The organism is Ruegeria sp. E1 (genome assembly GCF_056534225.1).
Map to the genome: position 1 here is coordinate 1 of NZ_JBQFPE010000004.1, position 19,576 is coordinate 19,576.

General features: G+C 57.6%; 18 protein-coding genes. 8 read left to right on the forward strand and 10 right to left on the reverse strand.

The features are described from left to right. The first annotated feature begins 109 nt into the window (after window positions 1-109). Window positions 110-541: a universal stress protein gene (locus ACR0FG_RS05485; protein ID WP_480890915.1), complete on the forward strand. Its 432-nt coding sequence runs from the start codon at window positions 110-112 to the stop codon at window positions 539-541. Between the two features lie 5 nt (window positions 542-546). Here the strand turns inward: ACR0FG_RS05485 and ACR0FG_RS05490 are convergent, their stop codons facing one another. Genes ACR0FG_RS05490 through ACR0FG_RS05500 form a run of 3 tightly spaced genes read right to left on the reverse strand, consistent with a single transcriptional unit; the run spans window position 547 to window position 4,629 of the window. Beyond that, window positions 547-1,581, reverse strand: a complete 1,035-nt coding sequence (locus ACR0FG_RS05490; RefSeq protein WP_480890918.1) for a lipocalin-like domain-containing protein — start codon at window positions 1,579-1,581, stop codon at window positions 547-549. Further along, window positions 1,571-3,985, reverse strand: coding sequence for an FtsX-like permease family protein (locus tag ACR0FG_RS05495; protein ID WP_480890920.1), 2,415 nt, complete (start codon window positions 3,983-3,985; stop codon window positions 1,571-1,573). Before ACR0FG_RS05495 ends, ACR0FG_RS05490 begins: the two co-directional genes overlap by 11 nt. Beyond that, window positions 3,982-4,629: an ABC transporter ATP-binding protein gene (locus tag ACR0FG_RS05500; RefSeq protein ID WP_480890922.1), complete on the reverse strand. Its 648-nt coding sequence runs from the start codon at window positions 4,627-4,629 to the stop codon at window positions 3,982-3,984. Before ACR0FG_RS05500 ends, ACR0FG_RS05495 begins: the two co-directional genes overlap by 4 nt. 166 nt (window positions 4,630-4,795) lie before the next feature. Between ACR0FG_RS05500 and ACR0FG_RS05505 the strand changes: the two genes are divergently transcribed. Beyond that, window positions 4,796-5,230, forward strand: coding sequence for a two pore domain potassium channel family protein (locus ACR0FG_RS05505; RefSeq protein ID WP_170711596.1), 435 nt, complete (start codon window positions 4,796-4,798; stop codon window positions 5,228-5,230). On the opposite strand, the gene cls is transcribed toward ACR0FG_RS05505, so the two are convergent. The 5 genes from cls to ACR0FG_RS05530 form a co-directional block, all read right to left on the reverse strand. Beyond that, on the reverse strand, window positions 5,227-6,639 hold the full coding sequence (cls, locus tag ACR0FG_RS05510; protein ID WP_480890925.1) for a cardiolipin synthase: 1,413 nt from the start codon (window positions 6,637-6,639) through the stop codon (window positions 5,227-5,229). The two genes, ACR0FG_RS05505 and cls, sit on opposite strands and share 4 nt — an antisense overlap. Window positions 6,640-6,662: 23 nt before the next feature. Further along, window positions 6,663-7,637, reverse strand: coding sequence for an HAD family hydrolase (locus tag ACR0FG_RS05515; RefSeq protein WP_480890927.1), 975 nt, complete (start codon window positions 7,635-7,637; stop codon window positions 6,663-6,665). Between the two features lie 74 nt (window positions 7,638-7,711). Further along, a complete protein-coding gene (locus ACR0FG_RS05520) occupies window positions 7,712-9,244 on the reverse strand; it encodes an arylsulfatase (protein ID WP_480891482.1) in 1,533 nt (510 codons plus the stop codon). A 461-nt stretch (window positions 9,245-9,705) separates the two neighbouring features. Further along, window positions 9,706-10,818, reverse strand: a complete 1,113-nt coding sequence (locus ACR0FG_RS05525) for an acetoin utilization protein AcuC (RefSeq protein ID WP_480890930.1) — start codon at window positions 10,816-10,818, stop codon at window positions 9,706-9,708. A gap of 3 nt (window positions 10,819-10,821) precedes the next feature. Next, the gene (locus ACR0FG_RS05530; RefSeq protein WP_480890933.1) at window positions 10,822-11,907 is read right to left on the reverse strand and encodes an AI-2E family transporter; all 1,086 of its coding nucleotides are present in this window, start codon (window positions 11,905-11,907) and stop codon (window positions 10,822-10,824) included. 196 nt (window positions 11,908-12,103) lie between these two features. On the opposite strand from ACR0FG_RS05530, the gene ACR0FG_RS05535 reads away from it, so the two are divergent. The 3 genes from ACR0FG_RS05535 (at window position 12,104) to ACR0FG_RS05545 (ending at window position 15,126) form a co-directional block, all read left to right on the forward strand. Further along, the gene (locus ACR0FG_RS05535; RefSeq protein WP_170711627.1) at window positions 12,104-12,946 is read left to right on the forward strand and encodes a YihY/virulence factor BrkB family protein; all 843 of its coding nucleotides are present in this window, start codon (window positions 12,104-12,106) and stop codon (window positions 12,944-12,946) included. Then, a complete protein-coding gene (locus ACR0FG_RS05540) occupies window positions 12,946-14,844 on the forward strand; it encodes a multiheme c-type cytochrome (protein ID WP_480890935.1) in 1,899 nt (632 codons plus the stop codon). Before ACR0FG_RS05535 ends, ACR0FG_RS05540 begins: the two co-directional genes overlap by 1 nt. Window positions 14,845-14,931: 87 nt before the next feature. Continuing rightward, entirely contained in the window at window positions 14,932-15,126 is a 195-nt protein-coding gene (locus ACR0FG_RS05545) for a hypothetical protein (RefSeq protein ID WP_170711589.1), read from the forward strand. A 3-nt stretch (window positions 15,127-15,129) separates the two neighbouring features. On the opposite strand, the gene ACR0FG_RS05550 is transcribed toward ACR0FG_RS05545, so the two are convergent. Both ACR0FG_RS05550 and ACR0FG_RS05555 read right to left on the reverse strand, forming a co-directional pair. Then, window positions 15,130-15,846 (reverse strand): RlmE family RNA methyltransferase, encoded by a 717-nt coding sequence (locus tag ACR0FG_RS05550; protein WP_170711588.1) that lies wholly within the window; start codon window positions 15,844-15,846, stop codon window positions 15,130-15,132. Beyond that, window positions 15,846-16,958, reverse strand: coding sequence for a Ppx/GppA phosphatase family protein (locus tag ACR0FG_RS05555; RefSeq protein ID WP_170711587.1), 1,113 nt, complete (start codon window positions 16,956-16,958; stop codon window positions 15,846-15,848). The genes ACR0FG_RS05550 and ACR0FG_RS05555 overlap by 1 nt, the downstream gene beginning before the upstream one ends. 241 nt (window positions 16,959-17,199) lie before the next feature. Between ACR0FG_RS05555 and ACR0FG_RS05560 the strand changes: the two genes are divergently transcribed. Genes ACR0FG_RS05560 through ACR0FG_RS05570 form a run of 3 tightly spaced genes read left to right on the forward strand, consistent with a single transcriptional unit; the run spans window position 17,200 to window position 19,520 of the window. Further along, window positions 17,200-17,496: a virulence factor gene (locus ACR0FG_RS05560; protein WP_170711586.1), complete on the forward strand. Its 297-nt coding sequence runs from the start codon at window positions 17,200-17,202 to the stop codon at window positions 17,494-17,496. Window positions 17,497-17,522: 26 nt separating this feature from the next. After that, complete coding sequence (locus ACR0FG_RS05565; RefSeq protein WP_480891485.1) at window positions 17,523-18,449, forward strand: methylenetetrahydrofolate reductase; 927 nt, start codon at window positions 17,523-17,525, stop codon at window positions 18,447-18,449. A gap of 9 nt (window positions 18,450-18,458) precedes the next feature. After that, complete coding sequence (locus ACR0FG_RS05570; protein ID WP_170711585.1) at window positions 18,459-19,520, forward strand: methyltetrahydrofolate cobalamin methyltransferase; 1,062 nt, start codon at window positions 18,459-18,461, stop codon at window positions 19,518-19,520. The last annotated feature ends 56 nt before the right edge of the window (window positions 19,521-19,576 follow it).

Consider the following 19,576-nt stretch of genomic DNA (forward strand, 5'->3'; position numbering starts at 1 on the left):
ACCAGCCCCCCAAAGAGCTGATGTTCATCCCGGCGCTCCTGCTTCTGGCCCTCATCGCCTTCCTGCAAAAAACCCGCGCCGCACGCTCCAATGAACAAGAGGTAACACCATGATCAAATCCGTCCTTTGTGCCGTGGACATCAGCAATGACGATCTGGATTCGGGTGTTCTAAAGCGCGCCGCCGCGCTGGCCGAGCTGGACGGGGCACAACTGGATGTTGTGACTGTACTGCCGGATTTTGGGGAAAGCTGGGTGTCGGGGTTCTTCGACGCCAGTTTCCATGAAAAGGCGTTTGCAGCTGCCCACGACAAACTCATCGCTATTTGCGCTGCAACTTTGGGGGAAGAACGGAATGCCAATGTTCGGCACATCGTCGCAACTGGCAGTGCTTACAAGGAAATCCTTCACGCGGCCAAAGAGGCCGGGAGCGACCTGATCGTCATCGGAGCGCATAAACCGGACCTGAAGGATTACCTATTGGGTCCAAATGCGGCGCGGGTTATTCGGCATTCCACCGCATCGGTCTACGTGGTGCGATAGATGCATTAGTACCCAGTCATTTCCAGGTAGCCTCGCCCGGTGTGGCTGCCTGAGACTGTCACTGGTCCTTCCCAATACTCGAAACTTGTTCCCATCCATGCTTTTGTGTTTAAGGCAGAGACATTGATGTCTATGCCAAGGTCGGGAAGCTTCACGCTCCATCTTACCGGAACGTCACGCTGTCCAACTTGCGCCATTTCAAGCGGTGTAAACACGACAGAACCATCTGGCAACGACTGTGTTTGCCCATCGGTGTAAATCCAGGTGGCTGCGGTGAAATCCCCGCGATCGCCGCGCAGGCGGAAAGCCATCAACTTGTCGCCCTCATCGAAGCTGAGCGAGAACCAGTCCCAACCGCTCTGATCTTCTGCCAGCGGTTGCGACGACCATTCGCGGTCAAGCCAGCCCTGACCGGTGACAGCGACATCGCCGTCGGGCAGGTGCAAGATGCCTTCGACTGCATAAAAGGGCTGCGAGTAGTAATAGCTGGCCTGCCCATCAGCGGATTTGACCGAATATCCTGCATCCCCGTGAAACACGAGCGGACCTTGTGCTTGCAAAGTCAGATCGTAGCCGAAATTCTTACCGTTGGCTGTGATGTTTAGCTTTTCCAAATCCTTGCCACGCATGTGCCATTCATCAATCCACGCCTCAAACGGCTCGGACCGGGCGCCGGCCTGACCTATGCCGCCGCGTGATAGTCTTTCTGCGAAATAGTGAGCGTTCGGGGTTGTGACGGCTGCATGGCCCATCCAGATTTGCGGGCTTTGCCAGCCGTCCTGTTCAAAGGGTTTCAGAGCAGAGCGGAACAAGGTCCACTGAATGCCGTATTGCTGCCCATCGGCACCGGTCAGGTTCGCGGTCAGATACCACCATTCGATCCGGTAATCGGGATGTGGTCCGTGATCTTGGGGAAACTGAAATTCGTATCCGGATTCCGGAACGCTGAAGCCTTCGGCGCTGCTGCCAAGACCGGCATAGCCTTGGGCAAGGGCGTTGAACGGAAGCAACAGAATGGCAAAAAACGCTTTAACGTTCATTGGCAAATACCCTCAGCAAATCCACGGGCGGCAGGCGGAGCAGGCGCAGCGCGGGCAGGGCGGCGGCAAGTGCGGCGGCCAGTATGGTCAGGGCAAACAGGCGCACCCAGTCGCCGGGAAACAGGTACATGGGCAATCGCCAGCCGAACGCCTGCACATTGATGACGCTCAGCAGTATCCACGCCAGTATCAGTCCAAGAGGAAGGGCCAGAACTGCTGTGAGTGCGGCCAGCAATACGCTGCGCAAAAGCTCTAGCCGCGCAAGACGGGCGTGCGTCAGTCCGAGTGCCCAAACAGGGGCGACTTGCGGCAGGCGTTGTGTCCATAAGGTAAGCAGGCTGGTCAGGATCGCAAAGCCCGCGACACCCAGTGTCAACACGTTCAGCGCCGACGTCACGACAAAGGTCTTTTCGAATATTGCCAGCGATTGCGCCTTCATGGCGGCCTGTTGAACGATGGCAGAGGGCGGCAGAGCGAACTGGCTTCGCAAGGTCTGCGCCATTTCGTTAGCCTTGTCGGGATCGATGCGGATACCAAAGCGACGTGATGCTGTTCCGGGGGCAATCTTGTCGAGCAGGGGCATGGCCACGATGGCCTGACCGGTAGGATTGCCATAGTCAGAATATACGCCCGCTATGGTCAATTCATGATCTGGGGTCAGAGCCAACCGATCTCCGGACCAGAGATTAGCGCGGCGGGCAAGTTGTTCGTTGATCAGAATTGCGCCGTTTCCCATGACATTGTCCCACGCGTCCGGCCCCCGTTCGATCAAGGGCCAGTTACGGCGGTAAGTTTGGTCATCGACAACGCCATAGAGGAACAGCGGGCCTGTTTCGTGCGTCAGTTCGACCCGACGGATCGGCAGGATCGCATCCACTTGCGGGGCCAACCATCCCGTGATCTGTGCGGCTTGTTCCTCATCCACTGCGGTTACATAAAGCTCTGAGGTCAGGCGTTGATCCAGCCAGCCGGTGAATGTCAGGCGAAAGCTGGACACCATCGTGCCCACGCCGATATTCGCGGCCAAAGCCAGCATCAGGGCCATCAGAGCAAGCGACAGGCTGGGCAGTTGCGACGACATATCGGCCCAGACCCATTGGGAAACAGGCCCACGCGCGCGCCGGGACAGCATTGACAGCGCCGCCGACAGGACCAAGGGCAATATCAGCGCCGCACCGATCAGCAAACCGGCCAGCATGACAAATCCGGCAACCAACCCTCCGACACTGAAAAAGACCGCGATGCCGATGACGATAAGGCCTATCCCTGCGCCTGCAGTCGCACGTGCCGAGAGAGCCTTGCCGCGCCACGCCTGCAGTCCGGGGCTTGCCAGAAGGGGCATAGCCGACAAACGCCATAAGGCCTGCCCACTGGCAATCAGTGTACCGCCGATCGCCATGGCAAGACCCATCAGGATCCAGCCAGGACGCAGGGCCAATTGGCCATCAACCGGTGCGCCATATAGTCCTCTGAGCGTTGCGGCGACGTCAGGCAGCAAAGCTCCGGCGATAAAGAACCCAAGCACCAGCCCCAAAAGGCCGCCGATCAGGGCTAGCAGGATCAGTTCGACAAGCATGATCCGAACAAGCACGCGCATCGGCATTCCCAACGCGCGCAGGGTGCGCACCATGCCGCGCCGTTGTGAGAACGACAGGCCGACGGTTCCGTGCACGATGAACAGCCCGACCGCAAAGGACAAAAGACCAAAGGCCGACAGGTTCAGGTGAAAACTGTCCGTCAGTCGCGCCGTGTCCATCTGGGCCGAGGGGGTGGTCAGGATCAGGTCAGGTGCAAGTTCGGACAGGGGTGTTACCTTTTGTGGCTGGTCTTGCAAAACCAGCAGTCGGGAAATTTGACCGGGCTTTTTGAGCAGGGTTTCGGCCACGCCAATGTCGGTTAGAACAAAACTTGTCGGCAGGGCGTTGCTGACGATGACACGGGGGTAGTCTGCCTGACCTTCAAACACAGGTTTCAGATCGGGGGAAATCAACAGGCGACCGGGGGCGGTCAGAATGTCGGCAGGCTCGGGCGGGGACGCGCTTTGTTCGGCCTCAGCAATTGCGGGCAGTACAGGGGCCGCGACCATGTCGATCCCCATCACGCGAACCGCCTGCCCACCAACCCGGATCGAGCCGTCCAGAACCGCAGCAACTTGCCAGCCCGCGCGCCGAATGTCGACATAGCGTTCGACTGGCATGGTCCCGTTCGGATCGCGGATCTCGTCAAACTGTCCAAGCGCCAGTTGATCGCTGGCACGGGCATAGCTGGCCCTCGCCTCGGCATTGATCGCCTGTACCGCAGACCACAACCCCGTTGCCAGCGCGACGCCTGTCAGCAAGGTAAGCAGTTGCACCCGATGCACGCGCCAGTGCGACAGCAGCACCCGAAGGGCCGTGCGGGTCATGTAATCAGACCGCCCGACAAATGCGCGCGGTGGTCCAGCCGGGCGGCAATGTCTTGCGAATGTGTCACCAGCAACAATGCTGTACCGGTATCGCGCACCAGCGACAGCATCAGATCCAGCACTCTGGTACTGGCCATTTCATCCAGATTGCCCGTCGGTTCGTCCGCCAGCAGAAGCGCAGGTTTTGCAGCCATTGCCCGACCAATGGCGACGCGTTGCTGTTGCCCGCCCGAAAGACGTTCTGGGTATTGGTCCAACAGATCAGCCAGCCCCAATCGATTGGCAAGATGCGCAGTCCAGTCGGGATCGTTCCGTCCGGCCAGACGGGCGTGAACCGCAAGGTTTTGCGCAACGCTCAGTGAGGGGATCAGGTTGAATTGCTGAAATACCACCGAAAGGCAATTTCGCCGCAGCTCGGCCCGACACATGTCGTTGAGAGGCGACAGGCGCGTTCCGCTCAAGGTGATTTCCCCACCATCGAAAGTGTCCAGTGCGGCGGCGAGATGCAGCAATGTGCTTTTGCCGCTGCCGCTTTCTCCGGTCAGTGCCAGGGTTTGGCCTGTGTCCAGGCTTAGCGATACGCCGTTCAGGACGGGCCGTCCGCCGGGATAGGATTTCTGTACGTTTTCAACTGTCAGCAACATGCGCGCTCTCATCCGATGCATGACACAATGTGCAACCCGCGCAGGCGCTGTCCAGCACAGACTTGGACACCAATCGCCGCAGGTTGCGGTTTGGCGATGGGTTGTCCATTGCAGTCTGCAGGCGCATTCTGCATCGTGGGTGCAGGCCGGATATGGGATGGATTACATGACGCTATCGCAGCAGATTTTTTGGGGCAGCCTGTATCTGGGCGGCTGTTTTCTGATCGAGATTCTGTTGTTGATCTGGTGCGTCATCGTCGTTCGCAAGCTGATTGCGAAATTCGAGACCAAAAGCCTGATCCTGGCAACGGCTGCGCCAATCAGCATTTCACTCGCATTCATCGTTCTGATCCATACCCTACAGGTCTGGATATGGGCGATTGTCTGGGTCTGGTGGGACGTACTGCCGGACTGGAACTCAGCGCTGTATTTCTCGCTGGTGACGTTCACTACGCTTGGATATGGCGACATCGTCCTGGGTGAGGGGCTGCGCATATTCGGCGCGTTTGCTTCCGTCACCGGACTGCTGGCCTTTGGCCTGTCCACCGCGTTTTTGGTGGCCCTGATGACCCGCGTCTTTCAGGAACGCTTCATGGCCTAGAGGATAGGAGCGACAAGTCGTGCCAGAGGTGCGCCAAACCGGATATAGGCCGGTTGCTGTGGCAAATAGCGGCTCAGCTCATAGCTTGAGGTGAAATCGTTTTCGAACATGTCGGAAACAGCCTTTGCGGCACGTTCGTCAAAGAACAGCGCCATCGCCTCAAAGTTCAGTCGGAAAGACCGATTGTCCAGATTGGTCGTGCCCACTGCTGCCAGAGTATCATCGACCACAAATGCCTTTTGGTGCAGGAACCCGTCGGTATAGCGCATCACTTTGACGCCGCATTCGCGAATTTCGTCGAAATAGGCAAAAGCGGCCAGCCATGGCAGGCGGTGGTCAATCACATCGGGCACGAGAATGCGTACATCCACCCCGCGCATGGCAGCGTATTGCAGCGCCGTCATGATATCGATGTCAGGTACAAAATAGGGTGAAGCGATCCAGACGCGTTCTTTCGCACCTGCGATGGCTGAAAAGAACATCATCGCGCCGGTTTCGGTATCGTCGCCCGGACCGGTCGCCACCAGCAGCGCGTTCATGTCCTGTTCGGATTCGCTGCCGGCCCAATCCAGTTCCTCGATCAGGTCTTCGCCGCGTGCCCAATGCCAGTCTTCGGTAAAGATCAACTGCAATTGCCGGACGATATGGCCGGTCATTTTCAGATGTGTATCGCGCCAGCGTCCAAAGCGGGAGCTTTGCCCCAGATACTCGACGCCGACGTTATGACCGCCGATAAAGCCGGTTTCGCCGTCAACAATGACCGTCTTGCGATGGTTGCGATAGTTGAGCTGAAACCGAAAATTTGGCCCGCGCTGATCGCGGGGGTCTGCCACGTCGACACCACCGTCGCGCATGGTGGCGATATACGAGTCAGGCAATCCATAGCTGCCGACCCGGTCCGTCATGAACCGAACGTGCACGCCCCGGTCGACCGCCGCGATCAGCTTTTCCTGCAACTTTTGACCAAGAGCGTCGTCGCGAACGATATAGAACTGGATCAGCACATAGTTCTGCGCCGCGTCAATCGCCTTGAAAATCGCATCAAAAGTGGCTTCGCCGTCGATCAACAATTCGGCCCCGTTGCCGCGCGAGACTGGCAGGTGCGCCAACGCTTCGAACGGACGGGGGTTGATCCGCATTTTATCTGGGTCTGGGCGCGAGAAATCGGCAAAGGTCTTGATACCTTCGACCACCCGTTCGCTTTCCTGACGCGCGATACGGTAGCCGCGAAAACGGTGATGTCCTAAAAACAGATAGGCCGGAACGCCGATCATCGGGGCGGACAACAAAAACACCACCCAGCCCACGGCTCCTTGCGGGGTGCGTGCGGTCTGCGCGGCCCGCACAGCAAACACGACGGCCGTACAAAATAGGCCAAACACGAAAAGGGATACAAGTAAGGCCCACATCAGGTATTCATCGTCCGTTTAGTTCAGTTCGCCCCAGTGTAGACGCGTGACCAGTCATTCGCCATATCGACGATGACCCAACCCATGCCAGGGCCCTTGTCCAGACCATCCACCAGTTTCCCGATAGGGCTTTCCCGGTCATAGGCCCATTCGCGCTCTGCATCGGTGTGGTGGATCAAAACGCCCAGCCGAGGCCCTTTGCCTGCGGTTGTCCATTCCATCATCGCAAAATCCCCGTCAGAGTTTCCGCCTGCCAGAATCGGGCGACGCCCGATGGTGCGTTCGATATTGACCGGCTTGCCCTCTTTGTCGTCGATAAAGGCGATACCGGGCAGCTTGGTAACGGTCGGGGTGCCGCTATCCGTGTCATAGGCCGTCTCGCCATAGGTGCCCAGAACCTGCTCAGGCGGGATGCCATAGGCTTCTTCGGCGAAAACGCGCATGAAATGCAGCCCGCCGCCAGAAACGATATAGGTCTTGAACCCTTCGTCGCGCAGGTAGCGCAGCAGTTCGACCATCGGTTGATAGGTCATCTGGTCATAGGGAAGGCCGGTTTCGGGGTGGCGCGCGCTGTCGAGCCAATTTGCGACATCGGTCTGAAACGCCTCGACGCTGAGACCGGAATGGGTGGCATTCACAACCTCGATCAGCGCCTCGTGCCCGCCCTCGAGCACGGCTTCCAGATTGCCGTCAGCAGCGGCCTGCAAGGTCGCAGAACTGAGGACCGAAGGATCTTGTTCAGCCATGTCGGCTAGACGGTCCATCGCAAAGATGAATTGGAAATAGACCGGCTGTTCGGCCCAAAGCGTCCCGTCATTATCGAAAACGGCGATCCGCTCGGCAGGTGTCACGTAATCCGGCCCCTCGGGATCGGTGACCGAGGTGACAAATTCGACGATCCGCGCCTTGGTGTCGGATGCGGTCCAACTGGGCAGCGGGTCAGCCAGCGCTGTCAGCGGGGCGCAGGAAAGCATCGCGGCGAAAACAATGTGTCGCATAAAAATCTCGATTTACTGTCAGATGAAAGGGACCGCCACTTAGCGCGGCGGCGGTCCCGTGCTTTCAGCCAGGTCTAGTTATTCGTCGGCGTCGTCAGCTTTTTCATAACCTGATCCAGGTTGAAGCTTGCAGCCTCCTGACGCGGTGGGAATTCTTGGAAACTGGTCAGGAAATTACCCACATATTGCTGCGCGGGAACCAGAAAATAGGCCCGGTCCAACAACCAGTCGTAATAGGTGTTAGAGGTCCGGTATCCACGTTCGTAAGGATCGCGGCGCAGATTGATGATCAGGGGAATACGCAACTCGGTCCACGGTTCGATCCATGCGCGCAAGGTTGCCCAGGCTTTCTGTTCTAGGAAGATAAGCTTCCAATCGTCATAGCGCAGCGCTGTCAGATCGCCGTCATCCGAGAAATAGAAGATCTCGGATCGGGGGCTGTTGGTGGTTTCGCCTGTCAGCAACGGCAGGATGTTGTAGCCATCCAGATGCACTTTGTAATCGCGCCCCATGCCGGTTGAATTATACCCCGCCTTCAGCTTTTCCTTGATGTCGGGGTCTCCCGCGACGGCCAGATAAGTGGGCAGCCAGTCCATGTGATGCACGATCTCATTGGTGACTGATCCGGCCTCGATCTGCCCGGGCCAGCGCACCATCGAGGGTACGCGCCAGCCGCCTTCCCAATTGGTGTTCTTTTCGCCCCAGAAGGGTGTCGCCGCCGCATCTGGCCATGTGTTGTAGTGAGGGCCATTGTCCGTCGAATAGTGCACGATGGTGTTGTCGGCGATGCCCAATTCGTCCAGCAGGTCCAGCAACTGACCCACATGCATGTCATGTTCGATCATGCCTGCCGTGTATTCGTCCGTCACGCGACCGGCGATATCGTTTGCCTGCGCGCGCATCTCATCCTTGACATGCGTGCGGAAATGCATCCGCGTGCCGTTCCACCAAACGTAAAAGGGTTGGCCTTGTTCATGCGCGCGTTTGATGAAATCGATGGCGGCGGCCACAGTTTCCTCATCAACGGTTTCCATGCGTTTCTTGGTCAGCGGGCCGGTGTCTTCTATTGTGCCGTCTGCGTTGGACTTGATCACCCCGCGTGGTCCAAAGGTTTCGCGGAAGGTTCTGCCATCGGGCATAATCGCATCGCCGGGATAGTCCTCGTTTTCGGGTTCTTCTTCTGCGTTCAGGTGATAGAGATTCCCGAAAAATTCATCAAATCCGTGGTTTGTCGGCAGATGCTCATCCTTGTCTCCGAGGTGGTTTTTGCCAAACTGACCGGTGACATAGCCGTGATCCTTCAACAGACCCGCGATCGTTGGATCCTCGGTCTGCATTCCAAGATCGGCACCCGGCAGCCCCACTTTGGACAGCCCGGTGCGGAATACTGACTGTCCCATGATGTATGACGACCGGCCAGCTGTGCAGGATTGTTCGCCATAATAGTCGGTGAAAATCATGCCTTCTTTGGCGACCCGGTCGATATTCGGCGTCTGATACCCCATCAGCCCCATCGTATAGGCCGAAATATTGGATTGACCGATATCGTCGCCCCAGATCACCAGTATGTTGGGTTTTTGAGACTGCGCCCAGGCGGGCAACGCCATCGCAACGGCGACTGTGGAAACCGCGACCCGGCGCAGCCCGCTGCGCCACATATCTGCAATCGAACGAGGTGGTGACATGATGTACTCCTGAAGTGACCGAGCGCTGATGGCTCGTTTGAAAGTAAGCTTTGATGGCAGTCAAACTCAGATTATAAACTGCCCCCAAACCACTGATCATTGGCTGAAAAATATCAACGAACCATAGTTGTCTACCTTTGGTTTCGGCTTGGGCAATGTCTGGAAATTTATCACATAATCAAATCGAAGAATACTAATGTTTGACAGTTATCTTTATGAGGCGCGGTCGATTGGTCATGAGGTGGTGGTGCGTGGTTCGGGCAGGCAGGATTACCATGCGCGTCGATGACAGATGCATCGCATCGGCAGGGCATAATTTCAGGATGTGTGCCCTCGAAAATTGTTAACAACTTTAGTGCGTTAACTTTCCTGCTTATCGCAATCTACTGTGAAATCCGGGCCGCAAGTTGACCAAGATCGCTCTTCAGCGCGGGCCGAATGGGACCGGGATTTGGCGTGTCCCGTAGCGTGTTGAACCAGTGGTCGGGTGGTCTCTGACCGGCGGCCCTGTTCCATGTCAGGTCTTTCAGAACAGAGGTTGATGTGGGGTTCAGCAGGTCCGGGATCTCATGATCATTCAGGATGGCCCAGACACCTGCCCATAATCGGCCAACGGACCAGGGGTTGTAGCCACCGCCGCCCAGAACCAGCAGGCGAGGTGCGATCGCTTTGATGCGCGCGACCGCCTGCCAGTGGGCGTTGTTGGACAAGGTGAGGCGTGACAGAGGGTCCTCGGCAACCGCATCGGCTCCGCATTGCAAGACGATGGCCTGCGGTCGGAATGCCTCGGTTGCGGGCAAGATAAGTTGGTTGAGAATAGCATCGAATTCGGTGTCGTTTAGCCCGCGTTCAACGGGCAGATTGAAAGCCGCCCCGCCTGCATCATCGGTCAAATCGCCCGTAAACGGCCATCGGCGCGCCTCGTGAACCGAGATCATTCGAACCTTTTGTGATCCATGAAAGGCGGCCTCAACCCCGTCGCAGTGATGCGCATCGATGTCGATATAGACGATCCGGACCAGTCCGGCGTTCAGCAATGTCATGAGGGCAAGCACCGGGTCGTTCAGATAGCAGAACCCATTGGCACGATCGGGCAGGCCATGGTGCGTGCCTCCAGCGGGATTAAAGACGATGCCACCATCCCGGATCAGTTCAGCCCCCAGCATGGACCCGCCAGCGGCAGTTGCTGGGCGGCGATACATTTCGCGGAATACCGGGTTGGACAGCGTGCCCAACGCGTATCTGCGGCGCACGGTGTCTGAAACCCGACCAGCCCGTTCCGCCGTTTGCAGCGCGTCGATATAGTCCGGCGTGTGGAACATATGCAGTGCTGCAGGTTTGGCGCAGGGGCTGATCCGGTAGTTGTCGGCGGTTAGCCAACCTTGCGCCCTGCAAAGATCGATTGCGGTTGAGACCCGGGGAATAGCCAGTGGATGTTGCGCGCCATAGGTCGAATGGCGATAGATTTCCGAGCCAATGAAGACTGGCGACTGCATTGCCTAGCGCGCAGCCCTTGACCTGTCATCGTCACCCAGGCGTCCGTTCAAAGACATCAGGATGGCAACCGGTCTAAGCGCGGGGATATGGCTGAAGATGATCAGGATGCAGACGGTCAGGGGAACGCTGAGGAACGCTCCGATCAAACCCCAGACGGTGGTCCAGAATGTCAGCGCCAGGATCACCAGAAAGGTCGACATGTTCAGCGACCGGCCCAGCATCGCCGGATCAAGAAAGTTGCCGATCAGAAATTGCACCGTCCCGCAACCCAGCACGATGATCAGAAACGGGCCAATGCTTTCAAATTGCACCAGGGCGATCATGGCAGGAAACAGCACGGCGATGATCGATCCGATCGAGGGGATGAAGTTCAGCGCAAAGGTCAGAACCGCCCAGGTCTCGGCATATTCAAGACCCAGAAGGCGGAAAACGGAATAGCTGATCATTGCCGTCACAAGGCTGATAAAGGTTTTGACCCCGACGTAACGTTGCAGACTGTATGAGATAGCATCAAGAACCGAAGCAAGCTCGGCCCCGAGCTGCGGGTTTCCAGCTGCCAACTGGATCTTTTTGCGAAACGCCAATCTCTCGGCCATCAGAAAGGCAACATAGAGGCTGATCAGGAAGAACTGATTAAGCAGCGAGGTCGCGCTGCCCAGCAGCAATCGTGCGACATATGACATATCGATACTGACCAGATTGTCACGAATGAAGGTGGTCACATCGTTACCGACCAGCCCCGTGATGCGGTTTACCGCATTGTCGAACTGGTTTTCATAGGTGTTGATCGAGCGCGCAAACTGCGTCGCCTGACTGCCCAGCACGTACATAATGGTAAACAAACCCGCTAGAACAACCGTAACTCCGGCGATGTTTGCCAGCCAGACAGGCAAGCGGGTCAAGGACACGACACGGTCGCTCAGCGCGATGATCAGAACATTGACAAGCAGGGCCATGGTCAGTGGGACCAGGAACCTGGCTCCGGCATAGAGCCCAAGCACGACCAGTGTGGACACAATCGCCACGTCCCGCACAACCGTCAGTTTCAGGCGGGGCTTGATCAGTTTTTCTTGTGGCTCGGATGGCATGGGATGGACCTGGTCGCTGTTGTCGGACAGTGGAACCCGACACCTTTCGGGGCGATCCTGCACAGGAAAAGCGGTTTATGCAATCCGGTCAGCCGGTTATGGCGGGAAATTAAGGATTTGCATGGTTTTGACGGTTCTGCGAAGCCTCAAGGCCGGATAGGCTCAGGGCGGGATATTTGAGGCGATTCTGGTGAACATGCGATTCATACGCGGCTTTTGGCTGGCTCTGCGGCGGTTCAACAACAAGAACGGCTTTGTCATGAGCAGTCATGTTGCCATGTCGCTGATGCTGGCCCTGTTCCCCTTCGCCCTGTTTACCGTCGCGCTGGCAGGCGCCTTGTCGCAGGGCTATGTCACGGATGAGTTGATCGAACTGATTTTCGGCGCCTGGCCCGAAGATGTTGCCGACCCCATCGTCAAGGAACTGCGGGCGGTTCTGGATGGTGCGGGGTCGGGGGTGATCACGCTGGGTGGCTTGTTGGCGATCTACTTTGCCTCAAATGGGGTGGCCGCAGTGCGTCAGGCCATGACCCGCGCCTATCACGATCAGGACATGTGGCCATTCTGGAAAGCACGGCTGTTATGTCTGGGGCTGGTGATCGGCGGCGGCGCGGCCATTCTTGCGATTGCCGCGGTCGAGGTCGTGTTGCCGGTCTATACGCGCCTGGTTTCGGAAAAGACGGCTGTTGATGTGGATGGCTGGCTTTCTGTGGACCGATTGCGCTGGACCTTCACTGTTGCGGTTCCAGCGGGCACGGTGCTGATTGCGCATCTGGTTCTGCCCACACGGCGACACAGTCTGATGCAGATTCTGCCCGGGGTGGTTCTGACGTTGTCGCTTTGGGCGGCGGGGGGCTGGGGCTTTTCGGTCTACATCGCGCAATTCGCAACCTACAGCGCCACATATGCCGGTTTGGCCGGAGCGATGGCGGCCCTGATTTTTCTGTATCTGTGCTCGGCCATGCTGATCCTTGGGGCAGAATATAACGGCGCGCTGATGGACCTGAGCGATGATGCCGTTTCGCAGGGTGGTGCTTGATGAGGGGCGCGGTGCTTTGGGCCATGACCGTTGTGATGGGTCATGCGGTGCAAGCGCAAGAATACGTGGGATCGGATCCTTGTGTCGCGTGTCATGAAGAAGAGGCCGACGCCTGGGCAGGGTCTCACCATGCGTTAGCATGGACGGAGGTTCCGGATGGGCATGTTCGGGCAGATTTCGACGGAACTCGTTTTGACCACGATGGCATGTCTGTGTCATTCCGCATTCAGGATGGAGCCCCGATCGCGAGGGTGACAGAAAAGGACGGTGTAGCCATCGAATATCCGGTTCATTCCGTCGTGGGTATTGAACCGCTTCAACAATATCTTTTCGAAACCGAACCCGGCAGACTGCAGAGTTTTGATGTGGTTTGGGATACGGAGCGCAAAACTTGGTTTCATCTCTACCCGGATCAGAACCTGCCGCCTGACGACGGATTGCATTGGACCGGACCCTACAAAAACTGGAACGCGCGATGCGCGGAATGCCACGCAACCGGGTTTCAAAAGTCTTATGATCCGGCGCAACGACGCTATGCCTCGACCCAATCCGAAATGGGTGTCGGCTGTGAGGCGTGTCATGGCCCCGGTTCAGCACATATCGAATGGACAACCGGAAAGGCACCAAAACAGGACCTGACCGAATTCGGATTTTCGATGGACTGGGGCAGGGGAGATACCGAGGCAGAGATACAGCAATGCGCCGGGTGTCATTCGCGCCGTGAAACGTTCGAGGATGGCAATCCGCTGCCCGGAACGCCGTATCATGACGCTTACAATCTGGCGGTTCTCAGGCCGGGGCTCTATCACGCGGACGGGCAGATACTGGATGAGGTTTACGTCTACGGCTCGTTCCTGCAATCGCGCATGTACGAAAAGGGTGTAGGCTGCATGAATTGCCACGATCCACACCGGGCAGAGCTGAGGGCGGAGGGTAACGGGATTTGCACCCAATGCCATTCACCTGCTGGCAACCCTGATTTTCCGACGTTGATCAAGAAAGACTACGATTCATTTGAACACCATCGGCACAACGATGGTTCAAAGGGCGCGCAATGCAAGAACTGCCACATGATCGAGCGGGTTTACATGGGCGTTGATGGCCGCCGTGATCATAGCTTTCGCATTCCACGCCCCGATCTTGGTCTGGGACAGGATGCCTGTACGGATTGCCATGCGGATCAGGGTCAAGACTGGGCAGCAAAAGCGATATCGAGTTGGTATCCGGACTCCACCCTACGCGGCGCAAATTTTGGTACGACTTTCGAGGCTGCGCAGACGGGTCAGCTGCAACGGCCAGAAGCGTTGTTGGCCATTGCAATTGACCCGGCCACTGCTGGAATTGTTCGGGCGAGTGCTTTGTATTTATTGCAGAACTTTGGCTCGGAGCAGATTGCAAAAACAACCGAAAGCAGTCTCTCTGATCCCGATCCGCTCGTTCGTACCAATGCAGTCGCATTGCAGCGAGAAGCCCAGTTGTCAGACCGGATTGCCCGGCTAGAACCTTTGTTGAGCGATCCCATACGCGCAGTGCGTCTTGCCGCGGCCAAAGAGTTTCTGTTGATCCCGCCCCACGCACTGACGCCGGACCAACGGCCATTGGTGCAGCAAGCGGTCAGCGACTGGCAGCGCAGCACCTCGAATCGCTTGGATTTTCCCGAAACGCATCTGGTGCTGGGCGGATTGGCTCTATCGTTGCGAAATGCGCTGGCCGCCGAGGGCGCGTTTCGCGAAGTTGTGCAACTTGATCCTCAGCGGTCAGAGGCTTGGCCCATGCTTGTGCAGTTGGCACATATCAACCGTGGTCCTCAAGCTGCGCAAGAAACACTGGATGAAGCTCTGTCCGTTCTGCCGGATGACCCGAACCTGCGGCAGCTTGCGGATCAATATGGACGCTGAAACGGCATTGAACCGACCGATTTGCGCCACTTTCACGGCAGATTCGACCGCTACAAAAAGCCTGTGTCCTAGTTGTCTGGTGATCCCATGCCCGAGCGTTTTGCAACAACAGTTCAGCCCCTTGTAGGGCCAAACAAGGCCCGTCTTGACGAGCGTATAGATGAATTGCGCACCAGAGCGCCCGTCGATCTGAACCACGGCGAAGGCCTGATGCTGCAGGGAATGGCCTCAGCTTCGCTGCGAGAACAGCGTATTACCGGAACAAAGTTGAACTGGGACTAACCCTCAGCCGCGAAACCCGGTTGCAACCACGAATTTCTCGGAACTGTCGGATCGTGACGCCGGTGGCTTTACGTTAGCCACTTTCTCGAACTTTTGTTTCAGCAGTTTCTGAAGATCACCTTCCGCCCCACCGGCCAGAACTTTGGCAACAAATGTGCCGCCCTCTTCCAGAACGTCAAAAGCGAAGTAAGCCGCCGTTTCACACAGCGCCATGATGCGCAGGTGATCGGTCTGTTTATGCCCCGAAGATGCGGCAGCCATATCCGACATGACCACGTCAGCGTTGCCGCCAAGCCAGTCTTTGACCTTTTCGTCAGCATCATCTTCCATGAAATCCAGAACATGCGCTTCGGCACCTGCAACGGGTTCGACCTCTTGCAGATCGACCCCCAAAACGGTGCCAATACGTTTGCCGGATCGTTCGCCCAGTGCATTCACGCGTTTGACCGCAACTTGCAGCCAGCCACCCGGTGCGCAGCCCAGATCGACAACCCGTGCACCAGGCACGAGGAACCGGAATTTATCGTCCAGTTCCAGGATCTTGAATGCGGCGCGCCCGCGATAACCTTCAGCCTGCGCGCGTTTGACGTAGGGATCATTCAACTGGCGTTCCAGCCAGCGCGTCGAACTGAGCTTACGCCCACGTGCGGTCTTTACCTTGACCTTCAGATCCCGTTGTCCACGGCCCGAGTTGTTTTTACCACTTGGTGTCTTCGCCATCAGAACGGTCCGTCTTCCAAAACCCCGTCCGCGCTCATCTGTGCATAAAGCAGACCTTCGCGAAGCCCCCGGTCCGCCACGGAAAGGCGGTCAGTGGGCCAGCAGCGTAGCAAGGCCTGCAAAATGGCCGAACCGGACATGATCAGGGCCTGCCGATCATCCCCGATCCGAGGATCGCGGCGGCGCCCGTGAGGGCCGAGTTCTAGATAACCACGTATGACCTTGTCAATCTGATCGCTGGTCATACGCAGCCCGTCCACCTTTGTCCGGTCATACCGCTTGAGCCCCAGATGTGACGCGGCAACTGTCGTCACGGTTCCGCTGGTGCCAACGATCTGAAACCCTTCGCGAGCCTGCTCGTCTTTGTAAGGGGCGAAATCGGCAAGGTTTTCTTCGAAAAACCAACTCATCAGGGCAAATCGTGCCGAGTCGTCCTCAACATCATTGAACTGGTCACGCAGGGTTGCGACCCCCAGCGGGACGCTGATCCAGTCCACAACCTTTGCTGCGGGAAATGGGCTGTCCGAGGGGTGAAACCCATTGTGCAGACGCATGATGGCAGCAGGTCGATCCCGGCGCGGGACCGAGGAAATGTCGATCCATACCAGCTCGGTCGAGCCTCCTCCAATGTCGACAACAAGCAGTTGTTCGGTCTTGGTGGACACAAGCGGCGCGCACGAGATAACGGCCAGACGCGCCTCTTCCTCGGGCTGGATAATCTCCAGCGTCAGGCCGGTCTCGCGTTTTACCTGACGGATGAAATCGCGTGAATTCTTGGCACGGCGACAGGCCTCGGTTGCGATCAGACGCATCCGCTTGACCTTGTTGCGTTTCAGTTTTTGCTGACAGATTCGCAGCGCCTGAACGGTGCGCGCCATGGACGCCCGCGACAAACGCCCGGTACGCTCAAGCCCGGCGCCCAATTGCACGGACTTGGAAAAACTGTCTACCACATGGAAGCCACTGCCCTTGGGCTGGGCGATCAACATGCGGCAGCTATTTGTTCCCAGATCCAGCGCCGCATATAATGCATCTGGATCGGGTCTTTCCGGCGCGGGGCTTTCGACCGCTTTCGGGAACGCGCCCGCACCTTTGGGACGCTTGGGCGCCATCTTAAACGCCCTCCGATTTTCGAGTTACCCCGACCATAGGTCGCGGTTTTCAATCACGCAAGACGCTCATTAAAGTCATTAGAAATTTGATGTTCGGATTCGGAGAAAGGCGTATTAAGGCTGCGGTACACGGTGGTGGGCAAAAAGGTCGCTTGAACTGCGCCGTGTGTCGAAAACCGACCGACCTGACCCAACATAGATGTTTAGAACCAGCCCATCTGGTTAGGAGGAATCAAAGCAGATGCCTGACGTCACCATCGTTTACTGGCGCGACATTCCCGCTCAGGTCATCGTCGGCAAGGGCCGGCGCGGGGCGAAGCGGCAGTTGGAGGAACGGTTCGAGCAAGCCATCGACCGTGCGGCCATGAAGGTGAATGCCAAGGATAGCGATGCCTACCTTGCCGAATGGCGCAAGGCCGAGCCGTTTGTGGTAGAAGGCGACCCATCCGAGATCGCCGAGGCCGAGGCGGTGCGCCTGGAAACGGAATACGATCAAGACCGCGTGAAAGCGCTGATTGCAAATGACGGTTGGGCATGAGCCCGAAATCTTTATGGGAGGCCGCGATGGCTTTGCTGAACTTCAAGAAACGTGATGCGGCCGCAAAGGCCCCGGTAAACCCGACTGTCGAAGCCTTCCTGCAGGGTTATTCGATCGAGGTGATGCCCCGCACCGCCGAAAAGGTCGAGGATTTCCGCGCGCTGCTGCCCGAAGGCACTCGCGTTTACATCGCCCATATCGAGGGCACCCCGATCGAGGATATGGTCAAGACCGCCAAGCGCATCGCCGCCGAAGGTTATCCGGTCATGCCGCACTTTCCGGCGCGGATCATCAAGGATGCAGCCACGCTGGAAAACTGGATCTCGATGTATCAGGGTGAAGCGGGCGTCGAGCAGGCGTTGCTGCTCGCGGGTGGCGTAGACAAGCCGCATGGAGATTTCCACAGTTCGATGCAGTTGCTGGAAACCGGACTGTTCGACAAGGCAGGTTTTGAGCGCTTGCATGTTGCCGGTCATCCCGAGGGCAACAAGGACATCGATCCCGACGGTTCGACCAAAAATGTTGATGACGCGCTTCGCTGGAAACAGAAATTCTCGGAAACCACTGATGCTGAAATGGCGTTGGCTACCCAGTTTGCATTCGACGCAAAGCCCATCATCGCCTGGGCTGACAGCCTGAAAGAGGCCGGTATTGATCTGCCGATCCACATCGGTATCGCTGGTCCGGCCAAACTGCAGACTCTGATTAAATTCGCTATCGCCTGTGGTGTTGGCCCCTCGCTGAAGGTTCTGCAGAAGCGCGCCATGGATGTGTCCAAGCTGCTGCTGCCCTACGAGCCCACCGATGTTCTGACCGAACTGGCCAACCACAAGGCGGCCAATCCTGACTTCAACATCACCAACGTGCACTTCTTCCCGCTGGGTGGTATCAAGACCAACGCCAACTGGGCGATCGAAAATGGCGGCGCTTCGGCAAAGCCTGCAAACTCCTAAGGACCGGACATGACCCGTACAGTCGTCGAATCAAAAACAAAAACCGCCATTCTGGGCTTTGACGAACCGTTCTGCGTGATCGGTGAGCGGATCAATCCCACCGGTCGCAAGAAACTGGCTGCCGAGCTGGAAGCAGGCGATTTCTCGACCGTCGAGAAAGATGCCATTGCGCAGGTCGCAGCGGGTGCCACCGTTCTGGATATCAACGCGGGCGTTGTCTACAACTCGAACCCCAATCCGAACGAGACCGAGCCGCCGCTGATGACTAAGATCGTCGAGCTGGTACAGGGTCTGGTTGATGTGCCGCTGTGCATCGACTCTTCGGTTCCGGGTGCGTTGGAAGCCGGTTTGGAAGCGGCTGAAGGCCGTCCGTTGCTGAACTCGGTCACGGGAGAGGAAGAGCGTCTGGAACTGGTTCTGCCGCTGGTCAAAAAGTACAATGTTCCTGTCGTTGCGATCTCGAACGACGATACCGGGATTTCCGAAGATCCCGATGTGCGCTTTGACGTGGCCAAGAAGATCGTTGAGCGCGCCGCCGATTTCGGCATCCCCGCGCATGACATCGTGGTCGACCCGCTGGTCATGCCCATCGGTGCGATGGCAACTGCCGGTCAGCAGGTATTTGCTCTGGTTCGCCGCCTGCGCGAGGAACTCGGTGTGAACACCACATGTGGCGCGTCCAACATCTCGTTCGGTCTGCCGAACCGTCACGGCATCAACAACGCGTTCCTGCCGATGGCGATGGGCGCAGGTATGACGTCGGCAATCATGAACCCCGTTGCTCTGCCTGTTGGGCCCAAGAAACTGGCCGAGAAAAAGGCTGAGGTTGAGGCCAAGGGCATCGTTCTGCCGGCGGATATGGATGACGAGACCTTCTGCCAGCTGTTTGGTCTGGGCTCGACCCTGCCGCGCGCCGGTAAAGAGATGGAGGCCATTCGCGCCGCCAACCTGTTGACCAACAATGACCCGCATGGCGGGGCATGGATCAAGTTCAACAAAGCGCCGGACGAGGCTGGTGCTGCCGGTGGTGCAGGTGGCCGTCGCGGCGGTGGCCGTCGTCGCCGCGCCTGATCCGGAAATTAACTCGCCAAATAGGCCGGGCAATTGCCCGGCCTTTTTTTCAGCCT